This is a genomic window from Acinetobacter sp. FDAARGOS_494, from assembly GCF_003812225.1.
Classification (GTDB): Bacteria; Pseudomonadota; Gammaproteobacteria; order Pseudomonadales; family Moraxellaceae; genus Acinetobacter; species Acinetobacter baumannii.
The window spans coordinates 2,896,710-2,909,307 of record NZ_CP033866.1; the positions used below are offsets into that span (position 1 = coordinate 2,896,710).

Annotated in this window: 11 protein-coding genes; 5 read left to right on the forward strand and 6 right to left on the reverse strand. The window is 38.8% G+C overall.

Annotated elements, in window-relative coordinates; genetic code table 11:
• Positions 1–42: 42 nt before the first annotated feature.
• Positions 43–645, reverse strand: coding sequence for a LysE/ArgO family amino acid transporter (locus tag EG365_RS14160; RefSeq protein ID WP_000950251.1), 603 nt, complete (start codon positions 643–645; stop codon positions 43–45).
• 107 nt (positions 646–752) lie between these two features.
• Here EG365_RS14160 and EG365_RS14165 point away from each other — a divergent pair, with 107 nt between their 5' ends.
• Positions 753–1,643, forward strand: coding sequence for a LysR family transcriptional regulator ArgP (locus EG365_RS14165; protein ID WP_000887365.1), 891 nt, complete (start codon positions 753–755; stop codon positions 1,641–1,643).
• A gap of 2 nt (positions 1,644–1,645) precedes the next feature.
• Here the strand turns inward: EG365_RS14165 and EG365_RS14170 are convergent, their stop codons facing one another.
• Positions 1,646–2,032: a hypothetical protein gene (locus tag EG365_RS14170; protein ID WP_000140381.1), complete on the reverse strand. Its 387-nt coding sequence runs from the start codon at positions 2,030–2,032 to the stop codon at positions 1,646–1,648.
• Positions 2,033–2,125: 93 nt separating this feature from the next.
• Positions 2,126–2,962, reverse strand: a complete 837-nt coding sequence (gene rsmI / locus EG365_RS14175) for a 16S rRNA (cytidine(1402)-2'-O)-methyltransferase (protein ID WP_001275986.1) — start codon at positions 2,960–2,962, stop codon at positions 2,126–2,128.
• Positions 2,963–3,155: 193 nt separating this feature from the next.
• Between rsmI and EG365_RS14180 the strand changes: the two genes are divergently transcribed.
• From EG365_RS14180 to EG365_RS14190, 3 genes are all read left to right on the forward strand, one after another.
• Entirely contained in the window at positions 3,156–3,557 is a 402-nt protein-coding gene (locus EG365_RS14180) for a YraN family protein (RefSeq protein ID WP_000959396.1), read from the forward strand.
• Between the two features lie 80 nt (positions 3,558–3,637).
• Positions 3,638–4,345 (forward strand): BON domain-containing protein, encoded by a 708-nt coding sequence (locus EG365_RS14185; RefSeq protein WP_000919362.1) that lies wholly within the window; start codon positions 3,638–3,640, stop codon positions 4,343–4,345.
• A 3-nt stretch (positions 4,346–4,348) separates the two neighbouring features.
• Complete coding sequence (locus tag EG365_RS14190; RefSeq protein ID WP_001048900.1) at positions 4,349–5,212, forward strand: alpha/beta hydrolase; 864 nt, start codon at positions 4,349–4,351, stop codon at positions 5,210–5,212.
• 22 nt (positions 5,213–5,234) lie between these two features.
• Here EG365_RS14190 and nudC read toward each other — a convergent pair whose 3' ends face one another.
• From nudC to dnaQ, 3 genes are all read right to left on the reverse strand, one after another.
• Positions 5,235–5,978, reverse strand: coding sequence for an NAD(+) diphosphatase (gene nudC, locus EG365_RS14195; protein WP_001292948.1), 744 nt, complete (start codon positions 5,976–5,978; stop codon positions 5,235–5,237).
• Positions 5,978–7,621: a hypothetical protein gene (locus EG365_RS14200; protein WP_001289239.1), complete on the reverse strand. Its 1,644-nt coding sequence runs from the start codon at positions 7,619–7,621 to the stop codon at positions 5,978–5,980. The genes nudC and EG365_RS14200 overlap by 1 nt, the downstream gene beginning before the upstream one ends.
• Positions 7,622–7,755: 134 nt before the next feature.
• The gene (gene dnaQ / locus EG365_RS14205) at positions 7,756–9,135 is read right to left on the reverse strand and encodes a DNA polymerase III subunit epsilon (RefSeq protein ID WP_000084042.1); all 1,380 of its coding nucleotides are present in this window, start codon (positions 9,133–9,135) and stop codon (positions 7,756–7,758) included.
• A 232-nt stretch (positions 9,136–9,367) separates the two neighbouring features.
• On the opposite strand from dnaQ, the gene EG365_RS14210 reads away from it, so the two are divergent.
• On the forward strand, positions 9,368–12,583 hold the full coding sequence (locus EG365_RS14210) for a lytic transglycosylase (protein ID WP_000277826.1): 3,216 nt from the start codon (positions 9,368–9,370) through the stop codon (positions 12,581–12,583).
• Positions 12,584–12,598: the final 15 nt, after the last annotated feature.

Below are 12,598 nucleotides of genomic sequence, written 5' to 3' on the forward strand. Positions count from 1 at the left end.
AAGTACCATGTAAGCATGGTACTTTTTTTGTTTTTGAATGCATTAGATGAGAAGTGATATTGCGATACTCCACATAACGCAACCAATCATGAAATCTAAAATTTTCCAAGCTTTTGGATTGATAAATAATGGTTTTAGAAATCTTGCACCATAGCCTAGACTGAAAAAGAAGATCCAAGAGGCAAGAATGCTACCTAAGGCAAAACTGATTTTATCTTCTAGCTGTGTCGCAACCGAACCAATCAGTACAATGGTATCTAAATAAACATGTGGATTCAGCCAAGTAAAGGCAAGACAGGTTATAAGTGCTTGGGTTAAAGTCTGCTTTTGGCTGCTATCAAGCTCCATGCCTTGGTTAGTTTTAAACGCGGCATAGAAGGCTTTTGCACCGTAGACGAATAAGAACGTTGCCCCTAAATATTTAGCGACTGTGATTAAGATGGGTGATGCTGTCATAATTTCGGCAAAACCTAATACACCACAGGCGATTAAAATTGAATCGGATAGGGCACAAATTAAACATAGCCAAAATACATATTGCTGTTTAAGTCCTTGTTTTAGAACAAAAGCATTTTGGGCGCCAATCGCTACAATTAGGCCGCTACCAATACCTAAACCTTTAAAAAACACACTCAGAGAAAGCATAACCATTAAGCAGAAAAAAATCAGATGGGAGAATTATCTGACTTTTTATTAAGAAATAAGTAAAATTAAGAATATTTAGGTTTGGCTAAAAATAATTTAGGTTTTGTATGTTGGATAGTAAGCAGTGTGAAGCTTTTCTGGCGGTTGCAGAAGTCGGAAGTTTTGATGCAGCAGGAGAGCATTTATGTATAACTCCCTCTGCTGTATCACTACGTGTACAAGCCCTAGAAAAATATTTAGGGCAGATTTTAATAATACGTGGCCGTCCATGTGTGCTTACACAAGCAGGGCAAACTTTACTCCAGCATTTACGTCATACAAGGTTAATGGAGCAAAATCTTTTACAAGGTTTAATGGGCAAATCTTCTGAATCAGAATTTTATAAAATTGCGTTGGCTTCAAATGCAGACTCATTGGCAACTTGGCTTTTACCCAGTATTCAGCAAACACTTTTTAAAGAAAAAATAGTATTAGAGCTAAAAATTGATGATCAATCACATACGCATACTTTGCTAGAAACGGGTCAGGTCAATGCATGTATTACAGCAGAAGAGCAGGTGATGGCGGGTTGCTTAGCTCAGCCTCTTGGTAAAATGCGCTATAAAATGCTGGCATCGGCCGAGTTTGTAAATCGGTGGTTTAGTGGTGGAGTTAACCGAGAAGTTTTAAGAAAAACACCGGCGGTTATTTTTAACCATAAAGATTTAATGCATTCAGAGGTTTTATTAAAAGGATACGGTTTACCAATGCAGAGTTATCCTTATAGTTTTATTCCGGCGACAGATGCCTTTGTGAAAGCAATTCAACTAGGTTTAGGTTATGGCATGGTGCCCGAACTTCAGGTTCAACCATTACTCGAAAATGGAATACTTGTTGATATTATGCCTGAGGCTCAACTTGATGTTCCTTTATATTGGCATCACTGGAAAAGACAGTCGAAACAACTTGATGTACTGACTGAGACCATTGTTGAATCAGCAAAACAGATATTGAGATAATTTTAGATCTTAGTTTTTAAATGTCGATTTGAAATGTGTTGAATATAAAACTCTATATCTTGTGTTGAGTAACCTAAAAGTTGTCCGATTCTACGGTCGAGTTCTAGGCGCTCTTCAAGTTGAGTTGCTTTTAATGACCTTTCAATACATAACATGAGTTCATTCAAATCTGCTAAAGACGCATCTTTATAGATCAGCATAATTGAAAAGGGGAAAGGTAGAGAGGTTTCAATGTCTTTACTGAGCATAGATAAAGACCCTTGTTCAAGATGCTTTATAAATTCAATGGGTAATAACTCATAAAAATAAGCGATAGGTTTTTTGCCTGAAAGTAATAATTCTAGTTCTTGTCCTTCATGCGGGCCAAGTTTTCCAAGTGATTCAGTCATATCAATACTCTTATTTTTTATCTTTAATATTTTTATGCAAAATTTATGCGCGGTGATGACATAGGCATTGGTCATCACCGTTTAGTTAATAAATTAAGATTGTGTTAACTCAAGCGCACGTTGATAAGCGACTTTTTTCTTAATACCCGTTAAATCAGCAGCCAGTTGAGATGCTGCTTTAACTGATAGATCTTGAAGTAAGCGCTTTAAAAGTTCATCTAGTTTTTCTTGTTCCAGATCGGTTTTTTCTGCTGCACCACCAACCACAAGGACAATTTCACCTTTTTCTTGGTTATGGTCATTTTCAATAAAACTAACCAAATCTTTTAAAGTCATTTTTTTGATGGTTTCAAAAGTTTTGGTAATTTCACGTGCGAAACCCACAGGGCGGTTTTCACCAAATACTTCAGCCATATTTTTTACGCATTCTAAAATACGGTGTGGTGCTTCATAGAAAATTAAGGTTTGAGTTTCATTTTTAAGCTTTTCAAGTTGCGTAATACGTTGAGAAGCTTTTGATGGTAAAAAACCTTCAAAACTAAAGCGGTCACTTGGTAAGCCCACAGCACTTAACGCCGCAATTGCAGCACATGCACCCGGTACAGGTACAACCCTAATACCATGTTCTTGAGCAGCACGGACCAGTTTAAACCCAGGGTCACTAATAAGTGGTGTGCCTGCATCACTAATCAAAGCAATATTTTCACCAGCAAGTAGCTTTTGAACTAACTGCTCAATTTTGTTGCTTTCATTATGGTCGTGGCATGCGGTAAGTGGGGTAGATATATTATAGTGTTTGAATAATTGAGCTGATTGGCGTGTATCTTCGGCAGCAACAACAGAAACTGATTTTAAGATATCAATTGCACGGAAAGTCATATCATCTAAGTGCCCGATAGGGGTGGCTACAACAAATAACTGAGCACTCATTTGGTTTTTACTCCGTACAGATAAACAATTTTAATGGGTTAGTGTACCCGAAATTATGTTTTTGGCGTGAACAATGTCAGTAGGCTTTTTATTTTTCGAAACATCTGCTTTTGATTTATTCAATTCAAAAATAAAAAGGTATAGAACCGACATTAACAGTATTTACATTTTTAATTGGGGAAACAAAAAAATTATGTTAGTTGCACAGCAGTTGGGCCAATGGGCGGAACAAACAGCACTAAAACTTTTAAAAGAACAAAATTATGAATGGGTCGCCAGTAATTATCATTCACGCCGTGGAGAGGTCGATCTGATTGTAAAACGCGGTAACGAATTGATTTTTGTTGAGGTAAAAGCGCGAGGGCAGGGAAATTATGGTCAAGCTTGTGAAATGGTGACCTTGAGCAAACAGAAAAAAATAATTAAGACGGCGATGAGGTTTTTACAGCGCTACCCATCTTATCAGGATTTTTATTGTCGTTTTGATGTGATTTGTTTTGATTTTCCACAGAAAATTGCAAAAACAGTACAGCAAGACTTTTCGAAATTCCATTATGATCTGCAATGGATCGAAAATGCATTTACTTTGGATTAAGAGTTCATTACTCTTTTGAGCAAATTAAAGACCGATGTTTTATGATCAAGCCAAGAAGAGATTGATAGGAGTCTGGTGGAGTGTTGAAACGTATTGCTGTAACAGCGCTTTGTGTCGCAAGTTTGTCAGGTTGCGCAAGTTTTATTTCTGGTGGAACAGGTACAGCTCCAGTTGGAACAGATAGTGGTGTACGTAGCTTAGGCCAAGTATTTATTGATTCTTCAATTAAGCGTACAGCGAATATTAACCTCTATAAGCTTGATCAGCGTTTTAAACAATCTCGTATTAACATCGAAAGCTTCCATAGCACAGTATTGTTAACTGGACAGGTGCCAGACCCATACTTAAAACAGTTGGCAGAAGACAACGTTAAGGCCATGAGTGATGTGAAAGCCGTACATAACTATATTACGGTGGGTAACAAAGTAAGCTATAACACGATTATGCAAGATGCTGGGGTAACTGCAAATACACGTGCTTTATTAATGAAAGCGCCAGTAGTATCGGACAGTAAAGTACTGGTTCATACCGAAGATGGTGTTTTATATGTGATGGGTCGTTTAAACACAGCTGAAATTAATGACTTAAACAATGTGCTTCAAAATGTCGGTAACGTGACTAAGATTGTAACGCTCATTGATAATATTGATTTAGCGCCTGCTCCGGCAGCGAGTACTGCCAGTGCAACAACTACACCAGTAATTAAGAACGTTCTTGCTCAACCAACAGTTCAAACTCCTGTTGCAATTGATCCGGACCAAACAGATCCAGCATCTTCTGCACAATAAAATATGAACCTGATTGAACAATTACAAAGCAAAATTGAGCAGGCGAGAACTCTTTATAAAGAGTTCCGTCTGTATGATTTAGGGAGCTTTGCTTTAAACCGTTTTACACCAAAAGATGGTTTTGAGCAGGTTTTAAATGTGCGTTATGGCTTAAAGCCTCGCCATCGTCTAGATATTTATCGTTCTACTAAGCGCTTAGCTCATCGACCACTCATTGTTTTTGTACATGGTGGTGCTTGGCAACATGGTAATAAACGAGACTATTTATTTATAGGTGAAGCGTTTACGAAAGAAGGTTATGACGTTGCTGTCATTAACTATCAGCTCGCACCGAAGAATATTTTTCCAAGTTATGTAGATGACTTAACACAAGCGTTAAACTATTTACACCAGAACCAAGAAAAATTGGAAATCTCGACAGAGAATATTGTGCTTATGGGACATTCGGCAGGTGCATTTAATGTGATGTCTGCTGTTTATCACCCAAAACCAAATACAATTCAGTGTTTAGGTAATATTAAAGCAATTTTTGGTTTGGCAGGTCCTTATCATTTTGATTATAAAGGTGATCCGCTTGCCGAAGATGCTTTTGATCAAGGTATTTCTTATAAAGAAGTGATGCCATATTATTTTGTAAATCAAAATCATATTAAGCATTATCTGCTCATGGCTGAAAATGATCAGCTTGTAAAAAAAGAAAATACCTTTGATCTTGATCAGGCACTTAGGCAAAGCGGAAATCACAGTCATATCGCTGTGATTCCTAAAACAGGTCATATTACAATTTTGGCTAGTTTATCGAGTTTTGTAAGTCATTACTTCCGAACTAAACGGACCATTTTGCACTTTCTGGATGAAGTATTTTAAAACATCAGTTCGAGAGCGCAGATTACTTCGCTTGAGTAATCTGCGTAATCATTGCGTGTGCAATACTGCCTTTAAATGGAATTTCAGGTAACTGATCAAATTTAAAGAATTGTGCATCGGCAATTTCATCTTCTTGCAAAGAAATTTCACCTGACTCATATTCAGCTCTAAATGCAATCATGAGATTGCTTGGAAAAGGCCAAGGTTGGCTTGACATATATTGGATATTTTTGAGTTTAAGTCCCACTTCTTCTAAAGCTTCGCGCTGAACAGCTTCTTCAAGCGTTTCCCCAACTTCTACAAATCCTGCGATCAAGCCATACATATTGGTTTTATTGTGAATAGATTTCGCCAATAAAATTTCATCATCGCCTTTAGTAATGATGGTGATAATACATGGGTTTACACGCGGATATTGGTGGTAGCGACAAGAAGGGCACACCATAGCATATTCTGTAGGGTGTACTTCGGTAGCATGCCCACAGTGACTACAAAACTTGTGATTACGTCGCCATTCGAGCAACTGTACAGCACGACTTGCCTGTAAAAATTGTTCTTTTGACCAGTTGGAAATAAGTTGACGAATTGGAACGAGTTGCAGGCCTTCCGGAATGGCTTCTTCACTCAACAGGTCACGTGCAATGACCTGTTCATCATGAGTGAAAAGCAGATCACTTGCTAACTTTTCGACTTTGGGTAATTGAAGGTTTTGGTCAACCAATAATTGTTGATGATGAAAAATATAAGCAAGTGATAACTCAGACATTAAGCTGCCTTTTTTTGAAGTTGTTGACTACTTAGCAATGCTACATCAAACATGGATTGTAGAACAGGCTGTTTATTTTTTAAATTGTCAACTAACATATCTAGCCCAGCTAAAACGTTAAAAATACAGTGAATCTGATCATGATTGAAAGGCTGATTTTGATCGATTTGCTGTTGTACAAACTTGGCAGTTTCAAGTAAAGCATTTTGTTGAACTGTACTTCCTAAAAATTCAGCCGCGCCAGCCAACTCTTTTAAAGAGCCTGCAATTGCTTCAATATTTTGAGTTTGATCGTTGGCATAGAGAGTCAAACTTTGGCATACAAAATCGATTAAATTTTTGGTCTCATTCAATAATGTCTGATGTGCTTCATCTAAACGATCTAGAGAGATATTGGTATTGTTCACACGAATTTGTAGACGGTTAGATGAATAATGGCGCACCAAAATACCAATGGCATTCATGGCAGATAAAATGCTTTTCATCAACTGCTGAGCATAGTTTTCATTACTCAATATATTGATTTGGCTTAAACTGCTGGCTTGTTGAGAAAGCTCTGAAGCAGCTTCATTTAAGTTGAGTAATTTAAAAGTATGAGCAAGCTGCATAAGATTGCTTTGTAGTTGCTGAGCTTTTTCTGGTGACATGTTTTGGTAGTTATATTCAATATCATTACGAACTTTATTCATTTCGCTTAAGATTAATTGACTTACCGTTTGCATGGTATCAAAGTCTGGACCATACAAGTGTTGGCTCAGTGCTTTAAGTTGAGTGTCGGTGAGAAACTCATGACCAATGTTTAACTGACTACGGATTTGCTGCGCAAGTTGGTCTTCTTGTCCAATCACAATACTCAGGATATCTGCTAGAGCAGTTAAGTTTGCTTCAAAGCCTTCAGGTGAAGCTAAAAATAAACTTATGGCATTTTCAAGGTTAATGAACACACGTAGGCGAGCATCATTTAAAACAAGTTCATCAATATGACTAAAGGCAGAGTTCACCAATTGCCAGTATTGCTGGCTTGGTTGACCTTGAGCCATACTCACTAAATAACCGCCAATCAGTTTAAATGCTTGAAAGTCTCGAGCATTTTCAGTTTTATTTAAAAATTGATGTAGTGATAATTTATAAAGCTGATGGATAAACTGAGTTCTTTCATTAATAAGCACTTCGGGTAACGGTAACTCAAGTGAAGCTGTTGAAAGCTTTGATGCAATCTGTTGTCCAGAAGAGGTTAGTGGCTTATTTAAAGCTTTTTCTAAATTATTTAAGGTGTCTAAAAGAAACTGAGGTACTTCGACTTCACGTAAACAGATGAACTCAATATAACGTTTAACCATGGTTGTGCCTTCACTTAAAGCAACAACGTCATCGGTATTGATGCGCTCTGGATTCGCCATAATCTTTTGCATCAACTCGGTTGAATATTGAGTGATTTTTGCCAAATACGGAATATCAATGAGACGTAAGACTTGAGTACATTGTTTAAATTGTTCTAATGCATCATCAATACCAAAAGGGAGAGCCTGTTCTTCAATTAAGGTACTTACAGCGCCTTCCACCAGTTTTATTGAATTATCAATTTCATTTTTAATGATGAGTAACGCTGTTGGATCAAATTGAATCGAATTATGCTCAGACATAAAAAATTCCCCTTTGCAAAAAAAATCAATTGTTATATTCGTCATGGCTCAATAGTTTGAGCTAAAAATCTATACGACTAATATAACTTAACTTGCAAAAGGGGAAACTAAAAAAACATTAGAGAATCAAAAATTTATTTTGCAAAAAGGCAAGGTTCTCCATGTTTTTTCTCAAATTCTTTGACCCAAGTCTCATGTATGTTTAGCTCTTCATCTGAAGGGTAAATAACAGGTAATTCAATTTGAACTCTAGCTTTGGTCGTTTTTTGCTGGTCACTTTCACTTTGCGATAGGGCATCCATATCAAAGGAAACTTGACCACCTGTCATTGCCAAGTAAACATCAGAAAGAATTTCAGCATCGAGTAATGCGCCGTGGAAAGTACGGTCACGCGCTGGAATTTCATAACGTCTAACTAAGGCATCAAGTGAGTTTTTCTGCCCAGGATGCTTATTTTTCGCTAAAGCTAAAGTATCGGTAACTTCACAAACTTCTGAAAGAGCAGGTAACCCAACACGCTTAAACTCCATATCTAAGAAGTTCATATCGAAGGTTGCGTTATGGGCAATAATTTCTGCGCCTTTTAGGTATTCAAATAAGGTATCTGCAATTTCTGCATATTTTGGTTTGTCGACCAAAAACTCATCAGTAATACCGTGGACTTGAACAGAGTCACCCACTGGTTTTTCAGGATTAATATAAATGTGAATCGAACTACCCGTAAGCTTACGGTTAATCATTTCGATGGCACCGACTTCAATAATGCGGTCACCATCTTGGAAATAGAAACCAGTTGTTTCCGTATCGAGTATGAGTTGTCTTGGGCCTTGTAATTTAAGCTTGGCTTCAGTCATCACAATTTGTGGATGAATATTGGTATTTTGCTGTTGTTCTTCTTGTTCTACAGCCTCAACTACATTCATTTCTTCATCCACAACAATCATCTCAACTTCTTGTGTCTGCTCTAAAGTGACCGTTTCATCTTCGGTTGTTTCAACCAGATCGAATCCGAAAGGATCGTCTAGTAACCAGTCTTGTTCAGGCTTTTTTATATCTTGCGATACAGTGGCTGACTGTGGTTGCTTAAGTTCTTGAGCAGTTTTGTCTGCACCTAAATTCGCAAGTTGGTCAGCCATTTCATTACCTGCATGTCCTGCATGGCCTTTAATCCAGTTCCATTCAATATTTCTACCCGCACAAACGGCATCGAGTTTTTGCCATAGGTCAGGATTTTTAACATCTTTCCAGTTTTTCTTTTTCCAACCATGAATCCATTCTGTAATACCTTGCTTCACATAATTTGAGTCTGTCCAGACAATTAATTGAGCATCAGGAGGGCAAAAAGAGATTCCTTCAATAGCCGCAGTAAGTTCCATACGGTTATTTGTTGTGTCGGGTTCACCGCCAAATAATTTATGTTCACCCTGTTCGGTAATGACATATGCACCCCAACCGCCTAAACCCGGATTGCCACGACATGCACCATCAACATACAGTGTGATTGTTTGAGACATAAATCGAAACCTAAACTGAAAGAAAAAGAGCTGAATTTGGTGTATTGTATACGCAAAAAGTTCGGTTCCATCGTTACAAAGCAAGCTTTTTTTAATTTCTTGTAACATTTCCATGCAAATGACATTAAATTATTGCCTTGTCTATCTTGCATGCTTTACTACAATGGCATCGAAGACCTAGGGTTTGTGGGCAGACCCCAAGAAATATTACGCGAGTTGTTTGGAAGTTTTTATGTATAAACCAACCACATTTGTGTGGCAGCCATCTGCAGCATCATTATTCAAAATTACAGTCCTTAGCTCTGCTTTAGCTGCGTTGGGTATTACAACAGGCTGTTCTTCGACTCCGCAATCTGCAAAAACCTCGAAAACAAAACAGGTGAGTGGAGCAGGCTATCTTGATGCAAGCAGTCTGGACTCTTTAGAAGACTTACTTTCAGCAACAGATATGCGTGCTGTAGAGGGTGACCGTTTACTTATTTTAAAACACGGTGATGTCTGGAAGCGTATGGCCGTAGGCTTCAAAATGGACCTCAATCATTGGGATCCACGTATTGAAGCGCAGCGTAGTTGGTTTATCTCACGTCAGCCCTACCTTGACCGCTTAAGTGCTCGCGCAAGTCGTTATTTATATCATACTGTTAAAGAAGCAGAACGCCGTGGTCTTCCAACCGAACTTGCATTATTACCAGTGATTGAAAGTTCATATGACCCAGCTGCAACAAGTAGTGCGGCGGCGGCGGGTTTATGGCAATTTATTCCTAGTACTGGTCGTATTTATGGTTTACAACAAACGGGTATGTACGACGGACGCCGTGATGTTGTGGAATCTACACGTGCTGCCTATGAGTTTTTAGGAAGCTTATATAACCAGTTCGGTTCATGGGAATTAGCTTTGGCTGCTTATAACGCTGGTCCGGGTCGTATTCAACAGGCGATTAACCGAAATCAGGCTGCTGGTTTGCCAACAGACTATTGGTCACTAAAATTACCGCAAGAAACCATGAACTATGTTCCGCGTTTCTTGGCTGTTGCACAAATTATTAAAAACCCACGCGCTTATGGGGTTTCGTTACCTCCGATTGCAAACAGACCCCATTTCCGTGAAGTTACCTTATCTGCACCATTATCTTTAAATGAAATCGCGTCGGTGACGGGTCTTAGTCGTGCTGAGTTATATGCATTAAACCCAGGCTATCGTGGTGAAACAGTAGACCCTGCAAGTCCAATGCGTATTTTGATTCCAGCTGATATAAGTCCTTCAGTGGATAACAAATTAAAAGGAATGAAAGCAGGTGGAAGTTCAGGCTGGTGGGCAAGTGTTACTTCGCCGTCTAAACCGACCACAACGACTTCAACTTCAGTCACAGTTAGAACTACTCCATCAACTCCAGCTCAGCCAGTAAGACCATCGACACCTGCTAAAACAAGTAGCAGCTCGGTAACGGTAAAAACTGCAACACCTCGTGGTTCTGATGCGCTAGCTGCTTTTGCAGCGTCAGCTGATGTACCAAGTGCACCACGTATTCCTGTTGCGGTCACTCCGGCTGCAAATATCAAACCTGTGAGAACGGAACCGCCAATTTCAGCAACTGAACGCGAGAAAATTTTAGCGGCAGTGCGTGCTGAAGGGGAAAAGGAAACAGTTGATCAAGCTTTAGAGCCTCAAGCTACTCAAGCTGAAAAAGATCAAGTTGTTGCCGAGTTAAAAGCACTTGCACCTCAGGGTACAGAAATTGTCGATCCGTATGACGGCAAAATTAAGTTAACCGCAATTCAGACCAGCCAATCTGTTGCTGAGCAGCAAGGTAAAGAAGTAAGTAAAGGTTTTGCTTATCCAAAAACTTTAGCTGAAGATGCAACTCTTGCAAACTCTGAAGATGCTCAGCGCAATAAAGATAAGCCTTATATCAAGACTGATACAGATGTTGTGGTTGTACAACCTAAAGGTAAGCGTAGTACTTATACAGTACAACCGGGCGATACTTTAGCAGTTATTGCCATGAAGAATGGTGTGAACTGGCGTGATGTAGCTAAATGGAACCAGATTGACCCTGAAAAGACTTTATTTGTAGGAACCAGTCTATATCTCTATGATGCTAAGCCTCAAGAGGTGGAAACTACGGCAAAATCGGCAGCTAAACCTGATGTCTATGTTGTTCAAGCAAATGACAGTTTAACAGGAGTGGCAAATCAATTTAATTTGTCAGTGAAACAGCTAGCTGAATATAACGATTTGTCTGTAACAGATGGCTTGTTTGTAGGGCAAAAATTACAGTTAAAAGAACCTAAAGGTAATCGTGCTGCTAAAGTAGAGCCAAAGGCAATTCAAGCAAGTACACGTCGTATTGCAACAAAGAGTTATACGGTTAAACGTGGCGAATACTTGAAATTAATTGCAGACCGTTATGCATTATCTAATCAAGAGTTGGCAGACCTAACACCAGGGTTATCAGCTGGTAGTAATTTAATTGTAGGCCAAAAAATTAATGTACCTGCAAAAGAAATCACTGTTGATGAAGTTGATGACAGCAAGGCTTCTGGTAAATATGAAAAGCTTGCAGCAGGTCCATCATATAAAACTGAAAGTTATAAAGTACAGCGTGGCGACACATTATCAAGCATTGCGACCAAGTCTAAAATTAGCCTAGCTGAGCTTGCTGAACTGAACAACTTAAAAGCCAACAGTCATGTCCAACTGGGACAAACTCTAAAAGTTCCGGCTGGTGCATCAGTTCCTGACCAATATGTTGTGCAGTCAGGCGATAGCTTAAATGCAATTGCAGCTAAATATAACTTACAAACTAGTTATTTGGCTGATTTGAATGGCTTGTCACGTACTGCAGGCCTTCGTGCTGGTCAGCGTTTAAAATTAACTGGTGAAGTTGAAACAACTAGCAAAGTTTCGGCTAAAAATACCAAAGAAGAAACGCCAGAGACCTACACAGTTAAATCTGGTGATAGCCTAGGAAATATCGCCAACCGCTATCATTTACAGTTAGATTATCTTGCTGCATTGAACGGTTTGTCTCGCAACAGTAATGTTCGTGTTGGTCAACGCTTAAAATTAACAGGTGATTTACCAACAGTAGAAACAGCTAAAACGGATACGGCGAAATCGTCTCCAAAAGCTGTAGTTGCAGGGAAAAATACTGAAAAGTATACGGTTAAAGCTGGTGAGTCGCTAAATGCTATTGCGAGTCGTGCGGGTATTTCAGTTCGTGAACTTGCTGAAATGAATGCATTAAAAGCAAATGCCAATTTACAGCGTGGACAAAATATTGTGATTCCAAAAACTGTAGTGGAATACAAAGTCAAACGTGGTGATACCTTAATTGGTCTTGCGAGTAAATATGGTTTAGAAACCACTTTACTGGCGGAACTCAACAACCTAACACCGTCGACTCAATTGCGTATTGGCGATATCATTAAAGTGCCTAATTTATAGAATAATTAGTACTTT